We start from the raw sequence: 20167 nt of genomic DNA on the forward strand, positions 1-20167 counted from the left end.
TTACCTTTATATTCCTCTGTGATCAATCTCTTTTTAAAATTTAAATGTTAACGGTAGCAAATAAGCGCAAAAAAGACATTGCCGTAAAGCTGCCTGAAAAGACCTCTTTTTGGCAATGTCCGATTTTACAAGAAAGGATTAGTAAGCCAGGCTGAATAGTCCTTTAATGTGTGTTAAGTAGCGTACGTTACTTGCTTCTTTCATCAAGGAAGCAGGTAGACCTTTAAGCGGTGTAGAATTAGCACCAATGATGGCTACCGCATCTTTGCGTCCAAGGCTTGCAAGTGTACCAGAGTTTACTGGCTGGAATGTTTCAAGTGTTTTTCCTTCTAAGTAAGCGAATAGGTTGTAACCAATCAGCTCACCCATTTGCCATGCGATTTGTGCAGTCGGCGGGTATGGACGGCCGTCTGCCGCAAAGTAAACTGCGCTGTCACCGGCAACAAATACATCTTCATGAGATGTAGATTGAAGGAAATCGTTAACTGTCGCACGGCCGCGGTTCACTTCAAGACCTGATTCGCCGACTAAAGGATTTCCTTGTACGCCGCCAGTCCAAACAAAAGTGTTGGCAACAACTTTTGATCCGTCTTTCAGATCAATCACGTTTCCTTCTACATTTGTAACAGGAAGGCCTGTTAAGAACTCAACGCCGCGTTTTTCAAGGCTTTTAGTCGCGCGTTCGATAAGATCATCCGGAAGAACAGGAAGGATTTTCGGACCTGCTTCAACCAATTTCAATTTGATTTCTTTATGGTCTACGCCGTATTTTTTCGCAAGGTTCGGCATGATGTCAGCAAGCTCACCGACAAGCTCAACGCCTGTTAAGCCGCCTCCGCCGATAAGGATTGTTGCATCCGCTTCGTTTTTCGTTTTAGAGTACTCGCGCACACGGTCTTCAACGTGGCTGAAAACTTTGTTAGCATCAGCAGCAGATTTAAGAACCATACTGTTTTCTTCAAGTCCTGGGATCCCGAAGTAAGCAGTGACAGAACCAAGGCCTACTACTAGCGCATCGTAAGTTAATGCAGAACCGTCAGCAAGCGCAATCTCTTTTTTATCAACAGAGAAAGAGCTGACTTCCGCGATTTTAAGATCAATGTCTTTGCCTTTGAAAAGTTTTTCTAACGGCATTGCAACCGCTTTTTCAGACACGTTGCCTGCTGCAAGACGGTGTAATTCCGTAATGATTTGGTGAGTTGGGTATTTGTTTACCACTGTCACGCGTGCTTGTTCTTTTGTGTAATGTTTGCGAACTGTTAAAGCAGAAAGAACACCGCCATAACCAGCGCCTAAAATGACAATATGTTTTGACATCGTATATCCTCCGTCCTTTATATCAATTTGAATCTGAGATTATTTTTGTTTTTCGTTCATGATTTCAAGGTAGCTGTTAGCAAAACGGAACAGCTTTTGAGCTTGAGGATCTTTCAGCATGCGCAACAGGCCGAAAAGTCCAATCGTTTCGTTGCTAGCATCCGCGCGGTCTTTCGCTTCGATTGCAGTCGCAGCCACTTCTTTTGCTGTTTCTTTTACAGGCTCAAGAATTTCAGTGATTGCACCGACTGTATCGCTTTTCAATACTTCGTCAGTCGCAACAGACTGAGCGAAATCATAAGACTTCGTTAAAATATTCACTAACTCAGTCAGCTTTGGAAGCTGGTCAACTAAAACAGTCAGTGATTCTTGAACTTCTGGCTTTAACAGCTGATCAATAAGATCTTGCTGGCTTTGGCTGACAGACGCATTTGTTTGATCGATTGTTTCTGGCATATCCAATTCTCCTTTACTATAAGCAGTATGCTGATTTTTTGGAAAGGGTAGTGCCTCTCCCTGATCTCATGTTTGAAAGCATGAGAAGAAGGATTGTGAATTCGTGCACAATCATCCGCAAAAATAAATGTTTACTACCCAGTTTTTCATCTTGCCATATTCAGTATTATTTTTATCTCAAAAATAAACCATTGAATAAGTCAAAATCCTTTACTCTCTCTGAAAATAGCAAACATAAAAAACTCCAATTTGATTACCTTCTATATGATAACACTTTTTGAACAAAATTTGAACGTGAATTGCTTCGATTATGAAATTAATTTATATGGTGCCCGTGTCATAACATTTCTTCAGCACTAGTTATTGACAATCCATCAATTTTCTCCCCTACGCGTTACCCATATGTCCAATAGAGGTTCTCTTTTTCCTGTAACTGGATCCAATGCCGGAAGTACTGCTTGCTCTATATTCTCTAGCGCAGCCGCTCTTTCATCCGGCTTTCCCGTCTTCATATCATACCGAGAACCATCTGGATAAGCGCCAATCACGGTAAAATCGGGGCTCGCGCTTAGCTTTTTATGGCCGACACCGGCTGGAATGACCGCTGCGTCGCCCGTTTTGATAGGAACAGCAGCTCCTTTTTCTCCCCAAATTGAATAACAGCCTCCCCTCGGACTGCGATTAGGACTTCATGCGTGTTGCTGTGATAATGATGGTACGGAAAAACACTGCCCGACCAGCTGTTTAGCCAGCCATGCCGGTTGACGATCCGCTCTGCCTGTTCAGCACGTCCCATAAAAACATTTTTATAGATAACGAGCGGAAAATCAGGGTGATTTGGAATCCTGCCGTCATCCTGAAAAAAGTACGTTTCTGTTTCCATCATTTTCACCTCCCTATTTCTGTCTTCCACATATATTGATCCGTAAAACATCATTATTTTCTCACAATTCCGTTGATCTGTATCATCCTGGGTAGTATAGTATAAAAAAATAATGCCAGAATGAGGGATTTGATGAAAGCGATTGTAATCGGAATATTGGCTTCTCTCTTTTTCGCCGTTACCTTTATTTTAAACAGGGCGATGGAATTATCCGGAGGCAGCTGGCTTTGGAGCGCCTCGTTACGCTTTATTTTTATGGTTCCGTTTTTATGTCTGATTGTCATAATGAAAGGGAAGTTCGTTCCTCTTTTACAAGAGATGCGGAAAAAGCCGTTTTTTTGGATAAAGTGGAGCTTCGTCGGTTTTGTTCTTTTTTATGCGCCGATCACGTTTGCCGCCGCATTCGGGCCGGGCTGGCTCGTAGCCGGAACATGGCAAATTACCATTGTAGCCGGTGTGCTGCTGTCTCCATTTTTCTATGAGAAAAAAGACACGCTTGGAGGCACTTTGCTCGTTCGGCAAAAGATTCCCCTTGTTTCGCTGGGCACTTCCGTCGTCATTCTGATTGGGGCAGCGCTGATTCAGCTCCAGCATGCAGAATCGCTTTCCGGAAAAATGCTGCTCTTCAGCGTGCTGCCGGTTGTCATTGCGGCTTTCGCCTATCCGCTGGGAAACCGGAGGATGCTTGAGCAATACGGAGGCAGGCTTGATACGTTCCAGCGTGTGCTGGGAATGACCCTTGCAAGCCTTCCATTCTGGCTTGTATTGGCAGCTTACGGCTGGTGGTCAGATGGCCTTCCGACCGCGGGACAAACCGTTCAATCCTTTATCGTTGCCGTCAGCTCAGGCATCATTGCGACCGTTTTATTTTTCTGGGCAACGGATATGGTAAGAGATAATCCGCAAAAGCTTGCTGCTGTTGAAGCAACACAATCCGGGGAAGTGATATTCGCTTTGCTTGGTGAAATAATCCTGCTGTCAGGTGTTTTCCCTTCCATTTTATCGTTTGCCGGCTTAATGATTATTATTGCCGGAATGGTGTTACATACCTTCGCTTCCCAACAAAAACCCAAAGAGAAAACTCAGTCAAATCTCACTGCTTAGCAGCTTCTGGAGAATGGGCGAAAGCCCGTTCTCCTTTCTTTTTAACGCCTTCCAAAAGAGACCTGTTTCACGTTATATTTATGTATAGTCTAAGCCCACTTAACTGAAAGGTGATATTTTAATGGAAGCAAACAATCAAAAAGACGATATACCAGCGATCTCCTTCACATCTGTGCGAAAAAGCTATGAACAAGAGGGACAAACCTATGATGTATTAAAGGATGTCACCGGAGACATTAAACAGGGTGCAATCGCGGCCGTTTTGGGTCCTTCCGGTTCAGGAAAAAGCACACTGCTGTCAATGTGTAATTTGATGAAAACACCGGATCACGGTGAAGTGAAGATTTACGGAAAGGAAGTCAGAGACTGGAATGTGAATGAACTGAGGCGGACGGCTGCCCTTGCCTTTCAATCCGCTCCCGTCCTTGACGGAACGGTGCGTGACAATCTGAATCTGGTACAAAAGCTCCACCAAACCCAGCTTTACTCTCCTGAAGAGCTCGCTTCACTGACAGGCCTGTCTCCAGAGCTGTTAGACAGAAGCGCCAAGGATTTATCCGGCGGACAGCGGCAAAGGCTTTCACTTGCGAGAACACTCGCAAACCCTTCCTCCATCCTATTATTGGACGAAATCACATCTGCCCTGGACCCTGTTTCTGCTCTGGAGATTGAAGAGCTGATCAAAAGGCAGCATAAAGAGAAAAAACTGACGGTGATGTGGGTGACCCATAACATGGAGCAGGCGAAACGAGTAGCCGATACCATTTGGTTTATGGCGGATGGCCGGCTGTTGGAAATCGCAGAAACTGAAACATTTTTCTCTAATCCGCAGCATGAAGCAGCCAAGGAGTTTTTTAAGGGAGGCACTCAATAATGGATTATCTTTCCCTCTCTTTAACGATGATCTTTGTTTTGATCGCCTTGTTTTTATCAAAATCCTTTAAAGCCGGCGTAGAAAAAGACATGATCATTGCCACCATCCGGGCCGCGGTACAGCTGCTTGTGATCGGTTATGTGCTGTCGCTGATATTTCATGGGGATCACCCTGTGTTTATCCTGCTGATGGTGCTGTTAATGCTGGCGGTGGCGGCGCAAAACGTCGTCAAACGAAAGAAAATGAAAATCGGTTCTTTTTGGAGGGTGTTTGTGGCGTTAGCGATTGTAGAAATCGTCACCCAAGGCATTCTTCTGGCGCTTCACATCATCCCGCTTACCGCACGGTATGTCATCCCGATCAGCGGAATGGTCATCGGAAATTCAATGGTGCTCGCGAGCCTGTTTTTAAACCGGCTCAGCTCCGAGGTCGGGGTGCGCAAGGAAGAAATTCAATTGATTTTGTCGCTTGGCGGCACACCAAAACAATCCATACAGCATATCCTGACTTCCGCCATGAAAATGAGTATGATCCCAACGCTCGAAAGCCAGAAAACATTAGGGCTCGTCCAGCTTCCCGGCATGATGACCGGCCAGATCTTAGCGGGCGCCGATCCGATTCAGGCGGTTCGCATTCAGCTTTTGATTGTTTTTACAACGATGGCGTCCGCCGCACTGACTTGTGTCATACTCAGCGTGCTGACATACCCGTCATTATTTACTGCGCATCAGCAGCTGAAGCAAAATGGTTAACATGATGACAGCGATTTCGGGATTTGCAGATTACACAAAAGCCGCTTCTCAACAGAAAAGCGGCTTTTGTGCTGGTTATTCCCCAGCCATTTCTTCATAATACCGTGAAAGTTCAATAATCATCGCGCCCATCCGCTCAATCTCCGGAGCAAGCAGCCTTGTGATGCCTTCTTCCCGCAGCGCTTCAGCAGTCACTTTTCCGACAGCCGCTGCGATGGCACGCTCTTCGAATACAGCCTTCACTTCATTGATAACGCCGCGATCCTTGGCAAAATGAAACAGAGAACGAACCTGAATCGCCGTGGTAAAACAAACAGCATCCAATTCACCATTCAGCAGTTCCCGGCATAACTGTTCCACCGTTTCCTCCTCTGGCGGGATATGCTGATAAGGGAGAATCGGCAACACTGAAGCTCCTTTTTCCTCCAAAAATGCTATGAGGGCAGGTGCATTTTCTCCGTGAAGCTGCACCATTACTTTTTTTCCTGAAAAGTCGTAAGGCTCCAAGGACCGGATCAATCCGCTGGTTGTCCCATCTTCATCAGAAGCCTCTGCGGTGATGCCAAGCTTTTTTAACGCAGACAATGTTTTGTACCCTCGGCACGCCGCTTTAGCCTGGCGAATCGCCAGCAGAAACTCGTCCTTTACTCCGATTTTCTCTGCCATCTTCACAAGCGTCTCCGTACCGATGCCTGTCGTAAAGATCACCCAGTCGGCTTTTTCTTCCGCAAATTTGCGCAGCTCCGGCTCCACCTGCTCCTCTGCCAAGTACACCGTTCCTTGGAGAGGCCGAACGACAGGAATTCCGCCCTGTTTTTCAATGATTGTGCTGATTTCTTCCGTTTTCCGAGAACCGCCGATCGCGACACGTTTTCCATGTAAACCTTTACCCATATCCGTTCCTCTCCTCTTTGCCAGCTTAGGCTTTATATGTATATAACCTTTAATAAAGCTATTGTGTCGCAAACCAAGGGAGAAATCAAGATGAACCAAATGCCTCTCATTACCCGTTGAATACACCGGATGCATGCTGTAATATAAACAACAGACACGCTTTAACGGAGGATCGACCATGGAAACAAAAGAAGAATACGAAACAAAAGGCTACGATACATCGGTTATTTATGAATTTAACGAATATCCCGACGTCCGTAGCGGACGCTGTGATAATTGTGACTATACGCTTTTTAAAAGCTCCGTAAAAGGCGGAAAGTTTTTGAGAGAATGCCGGAGATGCGGGATGAAAAAGAATATTTAATAGAAGATGTTCGCGGGGCGGGGGCTGGCCTCTGCACCCGCGAACAAGCTGGAGAAAGCGGGATTCATTATTTTATTTTCGCTGCGGTCTCCAGCCTTTTGTATATCATTCCCACCGTCTCTTCCGGTGTCATCTCTGACGAATCCAGCCACAGGCCTAGACGCGGTGTTTCTAACTGCAAGACGGCATCGAGAGATTCAATGCTGATATCTCCATATCCTTTTTTCTTGCGTGCTGATTCTCTTGCGGCTATTATGTCAGCTCGGGGTGCCAACACGATCACATACAATGGACGATAACTGATCAACTTCACCATTTCTTCTAACATAGGTCCGATGATCACATCCTGCACCACCGTATGAAACCCCGCTTCAGCATACATATCCGATACGTTAGCCGCCAGCCGGTAGCGCAGACGCAACTGTTCCAGCGCCTCAGCTGAAGGAGTGTCTCACATTTGCATTTCGCCGTTTACGATCATTTTTCTAAATACATCTCCCCTGACATGAACGCCCTTGTCTAAACGCTCAGAAAGAAGCTGGGCAACTGTGGACTTCCCCGCTGCCATCACCCCTGTAATCAAATAGACGGCGTTTTCTTTACTCATTGCATCCCATCCTTTTTAAAAGAAGAAAAACCGAAATCTCAGCAGATTTCGGGTGCAAATGTGTTATTGCGGAACGACAGACTTTTTTATGAAGGCTTCAATTTCCGCGGCTGCCTTCTCAGCTCCGCCTGCTTCTTTTACGTCTTTCTGCATGTCTTTTACGTGGTTGAGCATTTCTTTATCTCCGGATACGTCCTGAACTGCCTTCTGCAAACGGGAGACGCTGACCTCTTCTTTCGGCAAATAGACGCCGAGGCCTAATTCATCAACACGCCTGGCAGTGAGCTCCTGCTCATACATTTGCGGAATCACAACAAGCGGTACCCCCGCATTCATTGCCTCCATCGTACTGTTCATTCCCCCGTGAGAAACAAACAGATCGGCTTTCGCTAAGATATCCAACTGCGGAACGCGCTGGCGAACTGTAAAGTTGTCAGGAATGTCACCTAGACTGTCAGGTTCAATCGATATCCCTGTTGACATCACAACATGCCAGTCGGAATTCCAAAATGCATCTATACACATACGATAAAATTCCGGCCATGCGTTAAAAGCGGTTCCCAATGAAATCAGCATGAGCGGACGATTGCCTGTTTCCGGCAGCAGGCTCTCTTGTTCACCTCGTTTTCCAAGTGAAGGACCGACAAAGCAGAATCGCTCATCAAAGGTTTCGTTTTTAATCTGAAAAGAACGCGGCATAAAGACAATATTTAACGCTTCCGGTATAGCTAAGTGTTCAAATGAGACAGCCGGTAAGTTTTCTTTCTCAAGGTAAGCCTGGAAATCGGCCTCCGCTTGTTTGAGTTGCTTGAGCATCTCCTCACTTCCAAGCTGGAAGGATTCATTTTGCGCATAGGAAGAACAAAGCCTGATGGCCGGCGCATTCAGCTTATCAGCAAACAATTTTCCCGCAAATGCGATAAAATCATAAACGATAAGATCAGGCTTGTCATTTTGATATAATTCTTCAAGCTGAGGCAAGATTTCGAGCGATTCTTTTAAAATGCAAATCGGTGTTTCATTATTCTCTATCATTTCCTTGATGCGTTCCGGTTCCACGTTAATCGTAGTTTGATATAAAAGCGGGCTTGCCCCGGCTTGCTTCACCGCAGGCGCGAATTCCTCAGTCGTCGCATAAGTGACACGGTGCCCTTTTTCACAAAGCTTCTCCACTAACGCAAGAGTGGGATTCACATGTCCGTATGCCGGGATATTAATAATTGAGATATGATGCTGTCTCATCATTTCAGCCTCCAATTTTTATATTATATGTTGACACGAAAACTCTTTAGTCCGTATATCACGCTATTTTCAATCGGAGTGATACTGACCGGCTCCATATGAGAAAACGTTTGAGTCAATGCTGTTAACGCGATGGCTGCTTCAAGCCGTGCAAGCGGAGCCCCTAGACAAAAATGAATGCCGTGGCCAAACGCAATATGCGGATTGGGGTGGCGGTGAATATCAAACTTGTGCGCCCTGTCAAACTTCGCTTCATCACGATTTGCTGACGCCACAAACGCCAACACCATGTCGCCTTCTTTCATCTGATGGCCACCAATCTCTGTATCCCGTTTGGCAATTCGCCGCAAAACAGGCGCAGGCGCCCTGAAACGCAGAGCTTCCTCCACCGCCTGAGGCACCAGCGCAGGATGCCGCCGCAATTCGTCATAAACGCCCGGCGTGTCTAAAATGCTGTACATCGCGTTTGAAATCAAGTTCGTTGTCGTTTCGTTTCCCGCCACCAGCAGCAATGTACAAAACGGAATCAGCTCTTCTCCGGAAAGCTTCTCACCGATTTCTTCCGCTTTAATTAAAATGGAGATGATGTCCTGTTCCGGTTTCTTCCGTTTTTCTTCTATGATGCCGGCAAAAAACGCGGCTAGCTCTTCCTCGCACTTGTTCCGCTCTTCCAGAAAGGCTTTCTCCGCTTCCTCACTTCCATCTCTTGGTGTGCTCACCAAAATATCAGACCATGTCTTAAACGCATCCATATGCTCTGAAGGAACGCCTAAAAGCTCAGATATCACAATGACAGGAAGCGGATATGAGAACTCCTTGACCAAATCAAACTCGCTTCGTCCATGAAAACGATGTATCAGATCATCTGCGATGTCTTGAATTCTTGGTTCCCACTGCTTCATGACACGCGGTGTAAACGCTCTATTGACAACAGAACGGATTTGCGTGTGTCTTGGCGGGTCCATATTAATGATCGAATTCCCGATAGAACTTGTCTGCTCCGGCATATAACTGGAGAAAAGCTCTTTATCCCCAATCACTTTTTTGACATCATCATAAAGAAAAACACTCCATACTTGATTGTCTTCATCATAGGTAACAGGAGCTTCCTTTCTCATCGATTCGTACCACGGAAACGGATGATAAGCATCCTGTTTATTTTTTCCGTTCATCAGTGCACGCTGCAAAGCTTGTAGCCGATTTACCACATTCATGCTTTTCCCCTCCCCATGAAAGAAAAGATTCAGCAATTGACGAACTTCACCACCTCCTGCTATCGAAAAAGAGAGGGACATCCATTTTGTCGTCTGAAACAGCAGGCAGGTCTTCAAGATGCCGGTGCAGGCATCATATAATCCCCCTCGAATGTTGTTCATCTTACCATAATCTTTCAATTTTTTTCTATTACGCACACCCGATTTGGTTCACAACGTGACCTTAGGCATGCTCATCGATCTTAGAAGCGCAATCAATAGCTTATGAAAATCTCACACATCGCCCTCATCCGCAACGTAAGCACTACTCTAAAAGATGACTTTTCCATTATGTAAAGCAAGCTGAAGATATGATTAAATAGAAAGTAAAATGGTGAAGGAGAGAACAAATGACAGCACAGATCAACCGTAAAAAACTAGTTGTCGGCATCGTACTTTCACTTGCATTTGTATTGTTTGTGTTCTCTTTTTCTGAGAGACATTCAAAACCGCTCGTTGAGGGAAAAAAACAGGAAAACTGGCATACTGTCGTCGACAAAGCCTCTGTCGACATATATGGAAGCCGTTTAGTGGAAGAAAGCAAACTAAAACAAAAGCTCGGCCATAAACAAGCCGATTCGGTACTAACCCTTTTGAAGCTTGCCAGCGAAAAACATATTGCCCTGTAAAAACAAAAAAGAGCCCTCGGCTCTTTTTTGTTTAATCAAATACAGTTTTTTTATCCGGATGACGCTGAAAGTCAAAAAGCATGCTGAGCTGTGACTGTGTGTTTCGTTTTGGAGAAAGCGGAGGGAGCCTGTCTTCCGGAAAAAAAGCGGCATGGTTCGTCTCAATCCCGGTTTTCTGCTGCCCGCCCGTTATGCTGCATTCAATAAAGATCTTATAGTAATGATAAGGCTGAGGGGGGTGAGGATGCTTATGGCTGTCCAGCACGGCCAGTAATCGAGAAGACACTGTATCGTAACCCGACTCTTCTTTGATTTCCTTGATCACATTTTCAGCGGGCGATAAACCAATTTCACAAAACCCGCCTGGGAGTGACCACAGCTCGTCATGCTTCTCCCGGACAAGCAATATGCGATTCTCTCGAAATACCGCGCCGCGAACATCCGCCTTCGGTGTCGGATAGCCTTTCTCGCCTTTCCATAAATCAGTGATGACTTCAATGTCCTTCTCCGAGTAATTCGCTATCATCTCTGCGCTCAGCTTCATCAGCTCTTCGTACCTTTCCCTGTCATACACATCCTTGGAAAAAGCAAGCCCCGCCTGTGCGATCGCCTGAATCCGCTGGGCCCGTTCCAGCCATTGGGTTTGCATTTTTATCACTCGTCCCTTCATGTTATTTGTCACTATAAAAAATGCACGTTTCCCGGAGGGAAAAACGTGCTATTTATAGAGGAATTAATCTAATTTTATCAAATAATCTATATCGTATTTTGCGTTTTTTTCCATTCTCTCACTTGTACTATCAGTTAAGAAGGGATTATACACTAATGTGTAATTCTTCTGTTCACCTTTAGGAATTACATAACTGACTACCCCTGTCACTTTTTTTCCTGACGCCAGGGTTCCCCCTAAAAATATTTTCCCTTTCTCTTCCATGGAGATAACAGGACGTACTGATTTATTTTTTTTGTCTTTCAGATCTAATCCTAATGGAGTGTATATCATTGAGCCTTCCCCAAGGTATTCCAGAGTCACCTCTATAATTAACCGTTCTTCATCATCTTTTACTTTTTTTATTTTATTATCTTCATCTCCGCCCAAATAATCATATTGGCCTTCCTGTACACTATCCACTTTATTCACCGTAAAGTGAATATCATTTACCTTAATTGTTTCCCCTATTTTATGTATCTTATCATCTTTTTTAGCCTTTGATACATCGCCTTCCTTCAGTTCCTTTTCAAGCTCTTCTTGCGTTTTTTCTTTCGGTTTTTCCTTCTCTGACGCATCACTCGATTGACTGCACGCGGAGAGCGCAAGCCCGATTGTCAGTACAAATAATAGTAATAAGACTTTTTTCACGACTGTTCCCCCATCTAAAGTAATCGTTTTCTATTATAATCCGATTTTCCCTTTTCTTAACAGGTAAGAAAGTAGTGAATTTTTCTGCCTCATTCATTGCAAACTTACTTCTTTCTAGTATTTGAACATTTTTTACTAGTCCATTAGACCTTTTCATCAAAAAACCCGAGCTGGCATTAGCCGGCTCGGGCGGGTGTCAATCTCGCTTATCCATTCCCCTTTTCTCTCGGGGTTCCTGATGATGTTTTTGATGTTCCGGAGGCTGAGTTGTGCGTTCCAGCTCCTTTGTATCTTGTCCCATTCCTTTTAAAAAGGAGAACAGCAGCGTAACCGCTTTGTTGATTTCCGGGTCTTTAAGCGAACGTATGATATCAAAATAACCTGTTTTCTCTTCGCTGTTCTTCTGTTCTACCGCGTTCGCCACACCGGCATTCACTTTCAAAATGAGCGGCTCCAGCTGTTTGACATCCAGCATGCCGAGCGTTCCAAACAGGAGAAGCAGGTTTTTAAGCATATTGGCCGTTTCCTCTGTATCTGCCTTTTTCACTAGGATGTCAAGGACTTTATCACCTTGGCCAAAAAGACCGCGGAGCAAAGGCAGTACGCCCCGATCGTTCATGTGTCCAAGCATTTGCAGCGTCTCCAGAATGGCTTTTTTGTTGTCGACTAAGGCATCTTCGATTTCTTCTAAATCACGTTTGCGCTGATCTTCTTCGGTCACCTGTACTTTCTGAATGCGTTTAATCGCTTTAGCCATTGTGCCCAATCCCCCTTTTCACAGCATCGCCAGGGAAGATGTAATCCTTCCGCGCCCATTTTTTATGAACCTGCACACCGATTTGCGGCTGCGGATTTCCGTTGCGGTGATTGATTTTAGGCAGCGGATTGATTCCATCCTGCTTCAAGATTTCCATCTTCGCTGATGTTTCTTTGTACGCAGGCGTGTCGGTATCCTTATCGGCATGGCTGCCTGTTAACAGGTTGATCGCCGCTTCCCCAGAATCGTTCATTGGCAGATACACTTCCTTCCCTTTGACACGATCAGTGATCAGGCATTTCACCTTCACGTTTCCAAAAGGCGACGTGAGTCTGACAAGGGTCCCGTCCTGGATCCCCCGTTCTGCCGCAAGCTCTGGAGAAATTTCTAAGAATACATGCGGCGTTTTTTCAGAAATGCCTTTTGATTTATACGTCAGGTTTCCTTCATGGAAATGCTCCAAGAGTCTGCCGTTATTTACATGGATATCATATTCCTCACCGAACTCCTCAGGCTCAGTCCATTGAACCGGATAAAGAATCGCTTTGCCGTCCGGGAAAGGAAAACGTACTGTAAAGAGTAAAGGTGAATCCTTCCCATCAGCACTTACAGGCCATTGCAGGGAGTTGTAGCCCTCAAGACGTTCATAGGTTACTCCTGCATAAATTGGTGACAGCATTGCAGCTTCTTCCATAATGTCGGAAGGATGCTCATAATTCCAATTGGCCCCAAGCTTATTCGCTACCTCCATAATAATCTGCCAGTCCGGCTTTGATTCACCCATAGGTTCAAATACCTGGTATAAACGCTGAATACGGCGTTCAGTGTTTGTAAAGGTTCCTTCTTTTTCAAGGCTCGGGCTCGCAGGAAGAACAACATCTGCAAATTCTGCCGTCCGAGATAGGAAAATGTCCTGCACAACAAAGAAATCAAGTTTTTCATATGCGGCGTGTACATGATTGATATTAGAATCGACAAGGCCCATTTCTTCCCCTTTTACATACATTGCTTTCAGCTGGCCGGAATGGGTTTTTTCAATCATTTCATGGTTGGTCATGCCCGGCTCCTTCGGCAGCTGTACACCCCAGGCTTGTTCGTATTTCTTGCGGACTTGTTCATCCTTCACTTTTTCATAGCCCGGCAGGCTGTCTGGCATGCTTCCGAAGTCACTTGCTCCCTGCACGTTGTTATGGCCGCGTAATGGATAAGAACCCGCACCCGGTTTTCCGTAGTTTCCTGTGACAAGCAGCAAATTTGAAATCGCAGTGCTTGTATCGCTGCCTCCAATGTGCTGTGTCACGCCCATGGCCCACAACGCGCACACACTGTCAGCCTCATGAATCATTTCAGCCATTTGAATCAGGGTTTGTTTATCAATTCCGGTTTTCTCCTCTGCATATTCAAGTGTGTACGGCGCAAGGCTTTTCACGTATTCATCCCGGCCGTTGACCCTTTCCTGCAAAAAGCGTTCATCGGCCTTGCCGTTTTCAATCAGATATTTGGCGATGGCATTCAGCCAGACGATATCTGATCCTGCACGCGGCTGAACAAATAGATCAGAACGCTCAGCCATTTCGTGTTTTCTGATATCGGCCACGATGACCTTCTGCCCTCTCAGCTTGTGAGCCCGTTTAATGCGGGTAGACAATACCGGATGCGACTCTGATGTGTTCGAACCGATAATTAAAACAAGATCTGCCTGGGCGATATCTGTAATCGATCCTGAGTCACCGCCGTATCCGACTGTCCGGAACAGGCCGGCAGTAGCCGGAGACTGGCAATAGCGCGAGCAGTTATCCACATTATTTGTGCCGATAACCCCCCTGGCCAGCTTTTGCATCAGGTAGGATTCTTCATTCGTACATTTAGACGACGTGATAAAAGCAAGTGAGTCAGGGCCACATTCTTCTTTCAATTCAGTGAACTTGCTTGCGATCAGTGTTAAGGCTTCCTCCCACTCTGCTTCCCGGAAATGGTCGCCTTCGCGGATGAGCGGTTTTGTCAGACGCTCCTCGCTGTTTACAAAATCCCAGCCGAACTTGCCTTTTACACAAGTGGAAATGCCATTGGCAGGCGCCTCCTCCTGCGGCTCCACTTTCAGAATATCTCTGCCCTTAGTCCAAACATTAAAACTGCAGCCGACACCGCAATAGGTGCAGACGGTTTTGGTTTTTTTGATTCGTTCATCACGCATGGCAGATTCCATGTCAGAAATGGCGAGAATCGAGCCGTATCCAGTCTCTACGCCTTTCGTAATCTCGATCATCGGACGCAGTGATTCGTTATTGATGCCTGTTAAATATCCGGCTTCCCCTTCCATTCCTTTTTCCATCATCGCGTTGCACGGACATACGGTTGAGCAATGGCCGCACGACACACATGACGACTCGTTAATCGGCACGTCATTATCCCAAATGACGCGCGGGCGTTCCCGCTCCCAGTCAATTGTCAGTGTTTCTGTCACCTGTACGTCTTGGCATGCTTCGACACAGCGGCCGCACAAAATACATTGATCAGGATCATACCGGTAAAACGGATGGGATTCATCCTTATGATAAGGCTTTTGATCAAACGGGATGCTTTGGTGATTGATTTTCATTTCCTTCACCGTATTATGTATTTCGCATCCCCCATTGTTGTAATCGCAAACTGTACAGTAAAGCTCATGATTATATAAGATTTTATCCATCCCGATGACCTGTGCCTTTTTCACGTCAGACGCAAGCGTATCAATGACATCGCCATCCTTTATTTCAGCTGAGCACGATCTCTTCAGCTCACCATTGATGCTGACGATACACGTATCACATGTTTCTATCGGCCCAAGGCTCGGATGATAGCATACTTGCGGCACTTCGATTGAACTGTTATTCAAAAGCTGCAGCACCGTGTGGTCTCCGGCTGTCTCCATCTCAACGCCGTTTATGGTTACTTTTTTTGTGTCCGCCATCTCCATTCCCCTTTCTTGCGTTTATATACCGAATTACCCATTTCAGTTCCCTTACACGTGCTGATTAAAACATACAGAGCGCATACAAATGTTTTAATGCACGAACACCGGGAAACGTCATGATAGACAAAAAGGGAGGGATAACCATGAAGAAAACCATTTCCGCATTCACAGCGGCGGCAGCACTGTCAGGCACTGTTTTTGGCTTTGGGACAGCAATTCCGGCAAAAGCTGCCGCTCAGGCAAATCCGCCTGCTGAAGAAACAACCTCATCATCCGCTGAGCTTGTAAAAAATCTTTATAACACCGCTTTTACAGGTGAAATGCCGCAGCAGGTACAAGGTCTTACGATTAACAAAAGCACAAAAGGGGATGTCCATGCCAAGATGGGAGAACCGGAAAGACCGGCTGGAGGAAACAATATGTTTGATCTATACAGCTGGAATATGGGAAATCCCGGCTACGGCTTTTCCTATAACAAAGACATGACCATTTCAGAAATCCGTTATTTTGGAACCGGAGTAGAACGCCGTCTGAATCTTGGAGGGGTTACACCGGGTGTGCTGAGCGATCAAATTGGCCCCGCCGACCGAATTTTAACCGTCCCATTCACGGATGAAATCGACTATATCTATGATACAGGCCGTTATGAGCTCCATTTCATCATTGGAAAAGACCAGACAGCCGACCATGTCAATCTAAGAGCAAGATAAAAGCACTTGCGGCTCCAGCCGCTTTTTTTATGGACAAAGTGAGGATGGATTCCTTACAATACATGGGAGGGAAAATGCGGGAAGAGGTATCAATCACTCATGAGAAGGAACCGGTTCATATATGCGGCCTTTACAATCCTCATCATTGGGTTGGGACTGGGGTCAAGAGCATTCTCCAGTTTTCTCCCGGATATCGTCAATGCCTATCTCGGAGATGCACTGTGGGCCGCAATGATTTTTACGGGCTGCGGCTTTCTGTTTCAGACGATGAAAACCATCACAACAGGCATTATCAGCCTTTCATTTTGCGTTATTATCGAATGCAGCCAGCTGTACCATGCTGAGTGGATCGACCGGATCAGGGACACTTCGCTCGGCGGCCTCGTGCTGGGGTACGGATTTTTATGGAGCGATATCATAGCTTATACGATGGGAATTGTCACCTGCACACTCATAGAGCTGATCCATCAAAACATCAAAAAGCGCCGCTGACGTGACGCTTTTTCTTATGTCGAGAACAGCCCGCACTGAGACAGAATCGTCTCTGCATCCAAGAGTGTGGCCTCCTTTATATCGACCCGGTGTTTATTCATAAAAGACTGAACAGCGTGATATCCAACCGCATATCCGGCAAAAGCAGATAATCCCGCCGGCTCGAAGCCTTGCGCTTTCGCTATTTGATCTCCAAACATGTAACGGCTCACCTCCGAAAAGCCTTTTTCGTCAATCACCTCTTTTATGACTTCAATGGAATATTGCAAATCGTCCCGATCAAAGCGAGTAACCCAAGGGCCTAATTGTTCTTCGCCAAAGAGCTCCCGCGCAAATGACTCAGCCAGCCCTTCAATGACAAGATAATCCCCGACTGACACAGAACCTCGGTGAAAATCAAAATACGAAAACCGCAGATTATGGTGAAATTCATGGGCAATCATCGATGAAATCCTAAGAAGGTTATAGCTGTTCGGATACATCCAAACGTGAATAAAGCCTGGAATTCCCCCAAACCCGCAATACCCTTTTTGCAGCTTCAGCTTGTTTGGATCAGCAATGTAAAGCCCGAACCTCATTTCTTCCGCATTTACTCGCAGCTTTTCACGCTCGGCAAAATGTATACACTGCTGCAGCGCAGATTCAGCAGTCTCCGCAATATGCAATTGCTGCAGTTTTCTTAATGCTTTCTGTCCGGTTTCAGCATTACACACATCCAAATAACCAAGCATCTTTACAGCCATGATTACATCATATCCATTCGGTGTCTTCGCTTTTAGGGGAACCTGTATGACGCTCCACATTTTTTCAAACGGTCCCATCATCGTATACCGAAATTCGTCCGCTCTTTCGTGTTCTTCCATCGAAAACAGCTTTTCATATTGCTGAAAGGTCTGTTCTATTACGATATTCATCCTAATCCCTCCTTACAAAAAATATACTGTATGCCGCAGCGTAAGGGTCAACAGAAAAAATTAAGCCTTTCTGCCCTATAAAATCAAAGCCGCCCGCCGATAGGTAAGGCATAGGAGGTGTAGCAATGGATATTCCTGCATTATCAGTTGCCATGCATCAAGCAAATCTGGCCCAAAATGTTGATATCGCTTTAACGAAAAAGATGCTGGACACTGCCCAGCAAAATGCTGATCAAACCCTTAAGCTGATTCAGCATCCGACGCTCGGACAAAAAATTGACCTGAAAGCTTAGCTTCACACCCCAGGCGGCCAAGAACTCCATCCTCCCGGCCGCCTTTATTTTTCACAAAAAAGCATGCATGTTTTGGCCTTTCCTCCGTATGATTTATTGTTTGTCATTTTAAGGAGGTCAGGAAGAAATGAAAAAAATGGTTAAAAAGGTGTCTTTGGTGTTGTTCGCATCCGTATTTATTTTTGCCATCAAGGGAGCACCCGCTCATGCGGAAACACATGCCTACGATGGAAAAAGCCCTTATTACAATGATTGTGCGTCCAGCGCCACCACAAAAAAATCTTCTAACTTAGTAAACGCAAACAATCAAGTCATCGGAGTCGTCGAGCTCAAGTTCAGCAGTACATGCAAAACGGCATGGGCAAAAATCACGATGAACAACACCTTGACAACAGGCTATGAAGCAAACGCAGAAATAACCCGGAACACAGACAAAAAGAGATATAACTGTGACTCTGCAGGCGGCAATGGCAAAGCGGTGGCAGGCCAAAAATCTTGTTATACGCCTATGGTCTATGACTTAGACCCAAGAACCTCCTACGCTTTCGGTAAATATTCAGGCCCCAACCTGAATGTATGGGCAACCACAGGCTCTTATTAAAAAGAAAAAAGGCTGTCCAACGGGCATTTCCCGCGACAGCCTTTCCACATTTATTTAGCTTCCCTTTGTTTTTTTACCTCTTCAAGCTGAGTGACCGTCACCAATTGATAGCCTTGATCGGTCAGTCTTTTGATAATCTCATCGGCCGCATCAGCAGAAGTGCCGTAAATATCATGAATTAAAATCGTCTTTCCGTCAGCCGCTTGGCTCATGACTCGGTTGACAATTGTATTTTTATTTCGGTCTTTCCAATCTTCCGGATCAATGTCCCATAACGCGACATCCATTTTCAGCTTGCTGCGCAGTTCATCATTAATGCCGCCATATGGAGGACGCACAAGCGTCGGACGATACCCGCTTATTTTTTCAATCATGTCCTGCGTGTCATTGATCTGCTTTACAGCCTCTTTCACTGAAAGCCTTGTGAGAAGCGGATGGCTCCATGAGTGGTTCCCCACTTCATTTCCTTCTTTCAGCATTCTTTTTAACGTTTCCGGATAATATTGAACCCTGCTGCCCAGCACAAAAAACGTTGCATGCCCTTCATATTTCTTCAAGGAGTCCAGAATCTGATTTGTTGTCGCAGGATTCGGGCCGTCGTCGAAAGTAAGCGCAATGACTTTTTTATTCGGATCAACTGTTTCTTCTTTGGGTAATGAAATGACTTCGTGCTTCGGTTTTTGTTCTTTGATTTTATTTTTGTTTTTCACTTTATCAATATATTGTTCTTTCAATATATCTTTTAAAAGATGTTTCTTAATCGCAATCGACTGCTCTCCAAGATAGCCCGCAGCGACTTGATATGTATCAAAATAAAACTCGATATAATCTTCCTTGACGGCAAAACGGCTGAAATTTTCCTTTACAGGTGCAGTTCCTTCTTTTAACAGTTCGTCGTCCGCTGCAATGTCCTTATTCTTTTTAAGCTCATGATAAGCGATCAGCGAAAGCTTTCGTAAATAATCAGAGTCCTTTTTGAAAATATCATCAATGGAAAGAAAGGCTTCCTTGCTAAAATCAAAGTTAAATGTTTTTTTTACGGTTTGTCCATGCGCGCCGCCTATGTATTTATATTCATTAAAGACCACTGCCGCTGTCTGCTTGGCATAATGAACAATTTCATAATCGATGTTGAGTTCATTGCGCTTTTTTGTATGCTCCCGGTCAGCATCTTTCGTTTCCTTCTGAAATTGGCGAACCTCTTTCTCTGCGAAACTCTTTAATGCCGCATCCATTTTTTTATTTTTAAAAACAGGGTAGTTGACCGCGTAATTGAAGGTTTTCCCGTCATTCACAAGCGTTGCGATCTCCACATCTCCATACTGAGAATCGGTTTTCACCTGATTCATGACCGTTTCTTTTTTTGATGTATTATGGCAAAAACCAATAAGCCCTGCCGCACAAACAACTGCTAATAATACTTGAAACCATTTGATTCTTCTCGCCGACAACACAAACTCCTTCTTTCGTAATCACTTCGATTTATATTCCATCAAAAGATTCAGGTGATGTACTTTATGCTCATTCGTACTCAATTAGAACTATTTTTGTAACATTAAAGTAACATTTATTTCACTTTTGTAATAATAGGAGATTTAGAAGTTCTTGTCAATCCCTTTCTGAGGATTTACTTAATTAAAAAAAACAATTTGGTCGATGGACATACACCCATTTCTCATATCAGGAATAAGGTAAACAGAATAAAAAATGCT

22 protein-coding genes and 1 pseudogene are annotated in these 20167 nt (G+C 45.1%); 9 read left to right on the forward strand and 14 right to left on the reverse strand.

Features of this window, described 5'->3' with window-relative positions; translation table 11 throughout:
* Positions 1 to 138: 138 nt before the first annotated feature.
* From M1D69_RS14380 to M1D69_RS14390, 3 genes and pseudogenes are all read right to left on the reverse strand, one after another.
* Positions 139 to 1317: an NAD(P)/FAD-dependent oxidoreductase gene (locus M1D69_RS14380; protein WP_044156288.1), complete on the reverse strand. Its 1179-nt coding sequence runs from the start codon at positions 1315 to 1317 to the stop codon at positions 139 to 141.
* 39 nt (positions 1318 to 1356) lie between these two features.
* Entirely contained in the window at positions 1357 to 1773 is a 417-nt protein-coding gene (locus M1D69_RS14385; protein WP_010333866.1) for a helical membrane plugin domain-containing protein, read from the reverse strand.
* Positions 1774 to 2147: 374 nt separating this feature from the next.
* Positions 2148 to 2659, reverse strand: a pseudogene (locus M1D69_RS14390) (cupin domain-containing protein).
* Positions 2660 to 2788: 129 nt separating this feature from the next.
* Here M1D69_RS14390 and M1D69_RS14395 point away from each other — a divergent pair.
* The 3 genes from M1D69_RS14395 to M1D69_RS14405 all read left to right on the forward strand — a co-directional run bounded on the left by M1D69_RS14395 (position 2789) and on the right by M1D69_RS14405 (position 5386).
* Positions 2789 to 3760 carry a DMT family transporter gene (locus M1D69_RS14395; protein WP_458105714.1) on the forward strand — a complete coding sequence of 324 codons (972 nt, stop codon included), beginning with the start codon at positions 2789 to 2791 and terminating at the stop codon, positions 3758 to 3760.
* Between the two features lie 121 nt (positions 3761 to 3881).
* Complete coding sequence (locus M1D69_RS14400) at positions 3882 to 4634, forward strand: ABC transporter ATP-binding protein (RefSeq protein ID WP_458105713.1); 753 nt, start codon at positions 3882 to 3884, stop codon at positions 4632 to 4634.
* Positions 4634 to 5386: an ABC transporter permease gene (locus M1D69_RS14405; protein ID WP_458105712.1), complete on the forward strand. Its 753-nt coding sequence runs from the start codon at positions 4634 to 4636 to the stop codon at positions 5384 to 5386. Before M1D69_RS14400 ends, M1D69_RS14405 begins: the two co-directional genes overlap by 1 nt.
* A gap of 75 nt (positions 5387 to 5461) precedes the next feature.
* Here M1D69_RS14405 and M1D69_RS14410 read toward each other — a convergent pair whose 3' ends face one another.
* Positions 5462 to 6280 (reverse strand): uroporphyrinogen-III synthase, encoded by an 819-nt coding sequence (locus M1D69_RS14410; protein ID WP_458105711.1) that lies wholly within the window; start codon positions 6278 to 6280, stop codon positions 5462 to 5464.
* A gap of 178 nt (positions 6281 to 6458) precedes the next feature.
* On the opposite strand from M1D69_RS14410, the gene M1D69_RS14415 reads away from it, so the two are divergent.
* Positions 6459 to 6644 (forward strand): hypothetical protein, encoded by a 186-nt coding sequence (locus tag M1D69_RS14415; RefSeq protein WP_429659250.1) that lies wholly within the window; start codon positions 6459 to 6461, stop codon positions 6642 to 6644.
* Between the two features lie 67 nt (positions 6645 to 6711).
* Here the strand turns inward: M1D69_RS14415 and M1D69_RS14420 are convergent, their stop codons facing one another.
* The 4 genes from M1D69_RS14420 to M1D69_RS14435 form a co-directional block, all read right to left on the reverse strand.
* Entirely contained in the window at positions 6712 to 7065 is a 354-nt protein-coding gene (locus M1D69_RS14420) for a hypothetical protein (protein WP_458105710.1), read from the reverse strand.
* A gap of 30 nt (positions 7066 to 7095) precedes the next feature.
* Positions 7096 to 7251, reverse strand: a complete 156-nt coding sequence (locus tag M1D69_RS14425; protein WP_458105709.1) for a zeta toxin family protein — start codon at positions 7249 to 7251, stop codon at positions 7096 to 7098.
* Between the two features lie 63 nt (positions 7252 to 7314).
* Positions 7315 to 8493, reverse strand: coding sequence for a macrolide family glycosyltransferase (locus tag M1D69_RS14430; RefSeq protein ID WP_458106144.1), 1179 nt, complete (start codon positions 8491 to 8493; stop codon positions 7315 to 7317).
* A 23-nt stretch (positions 8494 to 8516) separates the two neighbouring features.
* Entirely contained in the window at positions 8517 to 9707 is a 1191-nt protein-coding gene (locus M1D69_RS14435; protein WP_458105708.1) for a cytochrome P450, read from the reverse strand.
* A gap of 389 nt (positions 9708 to 10096) precedes the next feature.
* Here M1D69_RS14435 and M1D69_RS14440 point away from each other — a divergent pair, with 389 nt between their 5' ends.
* On the forward strand, positions 10097 to 10375 hold the full coding sequence (locus M1D69_RS14440; protein ID WP_024121023.1) for a hypothetical protein: 279 nt from the start codon (positions 10097 to 10099) through the stop codon (positions 10373 to 10375).
* Between the two features lie 31 nt (positions 10376 to 10406).
* Here the strand turns inward: M1D69_RS14440 and M1D69_RS14445 are convergent, their stop codons facing one another.
* The 4 genes from M1D69_RS14445 to fdhF all read right to left on the reverse strand — a co-directional run bounded on the left by M1D69_RS14445 (position 10407) and on the right by fdhF (position 15442).
* Positions 10407 to 11033, reverse strand: a complete 627-nt coding sequence (locus tag M1D69_RS14445) for an NUDIX hydrolase (RefSeq protein WP_458105707.1) — start codon at positions 11031 to 11033, stop codon at positions 10407 to 10409.
* Positions 11034 to 11108: 75 nt separating this feature from the next.
* Positions 11109 to 11735, reverse strand: coding sequence for a DUF4352 domain-containing protein (locus M1D69_RS14450; protein WP_458105706.1), 627 nt, complete (start codon positions 11733 to 11735; stop codon positions 11109 to 11111).
* Between the two features lie 196 nt (positions 11736 to 11931).
* Complete coding sequence (locus tag M1D69_RS14455; RefSeq protein ID WP_458105705.1) at positions 11932 to 12492, reverse strand: DUF1641 domain-containing protein; 561 nt, start codon at positions 12490 to 12492, stop codon at positions 11932 to 11934.
* Positions 12485 to 15442 (reverse strand): formate dehydrogenase subunit alpha, encoded by a 2958-nt coding sequence (gene fdhF / locus M1D69_RS14460; RefSeq protein WP_458105704.1) that lies wholly within the window; start codon positions 15440 to 15442, stop codon positions 12485 to 12487. Before fdhF ends, M1D69_RS14455 begins: the two co-directional genes overlap by 8 nt.
* Positions 15443 to 15588: 146 nt before the next feature.
* On the opposite strand from fdhF, the gene M1D69_RS14465 reads away from it, so the two are divergent.
* Together M1D69_RS14465 and M1D69_RS14470 are read left to right on the forward strand one after the other, a co-directional pair.
* The gene (locus M1D69_RS14465) at positions 15589 to 16155 is read left to right on the forward strand and encodes a YjgB family protein (RefSeq protein ID WP_458105703.1); all 567 of its coding nucleotides are present in this window, start codon (positions 15589 to 15591) and stop codon (positions 16153 to 16155) included.
* 99 nt (positions 16156 to 16254) lie between these two features.
* Positions 16255 to 16647, forward strand: a complete 393-nt coding sequence (locus M1D69_RS14470) for a ribosomal maturation YjgA family protein (RefSeq protein WP_059352756.1) — start codon at positions 16255 to 16257, stop codon at positions 16645 to 16647.
* Positions 16648 to 16661: 14 nt separating this feature from the next.
* On the opposite strand, the gene M1D69_RS14475 is transcribed toward M1D69_RS14470, so the two are convergent.
* Positions 16662 to 17561 (reverse strand): DUF2268 domain-containing protein, encoded by a 900-nt coding sequence (locus M1D69_RS14475; RefSeq protein WP_458105702.1) that lies wholly within the window; start codon positions 17559 to 17561, stop codon positions 16662 to 16664.
* 125 nt (positions 17562 to 17686) lie between these two features.
* Between M1D69_RS14475 and M1D69_RS14480 the strand changes: the two genes are divergently transcribed.
* Positions 17687 to 17854 (forward strand): YjfB family protein, encoded by a 168-nt coding sequence (locus M1D69_RS14480; protein WP_010333849.1) that lies wholly within the window; start codon positions 17687 to 17689, stop codon positions 17852 to 17854.
* A gap of 127 nt (positions 17855 to 17981) precedes the next feature.
* Positions 17982 to 18455 carry a YjfA family protein gene (locus M1D69_RS14485; protein ID WP_458105701.1) on the forward strand — a complete coding sequence of 158 codons (474 nt, stop codon included), beginning with the start codon at positions 17982 to 17984 and terminating at the stop codon, positions 18453 to 18455.
* Positions 18456 to 18505: 50 nt separating this feature from the next.
* Here M1D69_RS14485 and M1D69_RS14490 read toward each other — a convergent pair whose 3' ends face one another.
* Positions 18506 to 19906 carry a polysaccharide deacetylase family protein gene (locus M1D69_RS14490; protein WP_458105700.1) on the reverse strand — a complete coding sequence of 467 codons (1401 nt, stop codon included), beginning with the start codon at positions 19904 to 19906 and terminating at the stop codon, positions 18506 to 18508.
* Between the last annotated feature and the right edge of the window lie 261 nt (positions 19907 to 20167).

Source organism: Bacillus sp. PK3-037, from assembly GCF_054161355.1.

Excerpts from the sequence above, each read along its gene's own strand:
- M1D69_RS14380 (WP_044156288.1), bottom strand. The coding sequence starts at position 1,317 with ATGTCAAAACATATTGTCATTTTAGGCGCTGGTTATGGCGGTGTTCTT.
- M1D69_RS14385 (WP_010333866.1), bottom strand. The coding sequence starts at position 1,773 with ATGCCAGAAACAATCGATCAAACAAATGCGTCTGTCAGCCAAAGCCAG.
- M1D69_RS14395 (WP_458105714.1), top strand. The coding sequence starts at position 2,789 with ATGAAAGCGATTGTAATCGGAATATTGGCTTCTCTCTTTTTCGCCGTT.
- M1D69_RS14400 (WP_458105713.1), top strand. The coding sequence starts at position 3,882 with ATGGAAGCAAACAATCAAAAAGACGATATACCAGCGATCTCCTTCACA.
- M1D69_RS14405 (WP_458105712.1), top strand. The coding sequence starts at position 4,634 with ATGGATTATCTTTCCCTCTCTTTAACGATGATCTTTGTTTTGATCGCC.
- M1D69_RS14410 (WP_458105711.1), bottom strand. The coding sequence starts at position 6,280 with ATGGGTAAAGGTTTACATGGAAAACGTGTCGCGATCGGCGGTTCTCGG.
- M1D69_RS14415 (WP_429659250.1), top strand. The coding sequence starts at position 6,459 with ATGGAAACAAAAGAAGAATACGAAACAAAAGGCTACGATACATCGGTT.
- M1D69_RS14425 (WP_458105709.1), bottom strand. The coding sequence starts at position 7,251 with ATGAGTAAAGAAAACGCCGTCTATTTGATTACAGGGGTGATGGCAGCG.
- M1D69_RS14430 (WP_458106144.1), bottom strand. The coding sequence starts at position 8,493 with ATGAGACAGCATCATATCTCAATTATTAATATCCCGGCATACGGACAT.
- M1D69_RS14435 (WP_458105708.1), bottom strand. The coding sequence starts at position 9,707 with ATGAATGTGGTAAATCGGCTACAAGCTTTGCAGCGTGCACTGATGAAC.
- M1D69_RS14440 (WP_024121023.1), top strand. The coding sequence starts at position 10,097 with ATGACAGCACAGATCAACCGTAAAAAACTAGTTGTCGGCATCGTACTT.
- M1D69_RS14455 (WP_458105705.1), bottom strand. The coding sequence starts at position 12,492 with ATGGCTAAAGCGATTAAACGCATTCAGAAAGTACAGGTGACCGAAGAA.
- fdhF (WP_458105704.1), bottom strand. The coding sequence starts at position 15,442 with ATGGCGGACACAAAAAAAGTAACCATAAACGGCGTTGAGATGGAGACA.
- M1D69_RS14465 (WP_458105703.1), top strand. The coding sequence starts at position 15,589 with ATGAAGAAAACCATTTCCGCATTCACAGCGGCGGCAGCACTGTCAGGC.
- M1D69_RS14470 (WP_059352756.1), top strand. The coding sequence starts at position 16,255 with ATGAGAAGGAACCGGTTCATATATGCGGCCTTTACAATCCTCATCATT.
- M1D69_RS14475 (WP_458105702.1), bottom strand. The coding sequence starts at position 17,561 with ATGAATATCGTAATAGAACAGACCTTTCAGCAATATGAAAAGCTGTTT.
- M1D69_RS14480 (WP_010333849.1), top strand. The coding sequence starts at position 17,687 with ATGGATATTCCTGCATTATCAGTTGCCATGCATCAAGCAAATCTGGCC.
- M1D69_RS14485 (WP_458105701.1), top strand. The coding sequence starts at position 17,982 with ATGAAAAAAATGGTTAAAAAGGTGTCTTTGGTGTTGTTCGCATCCGTA.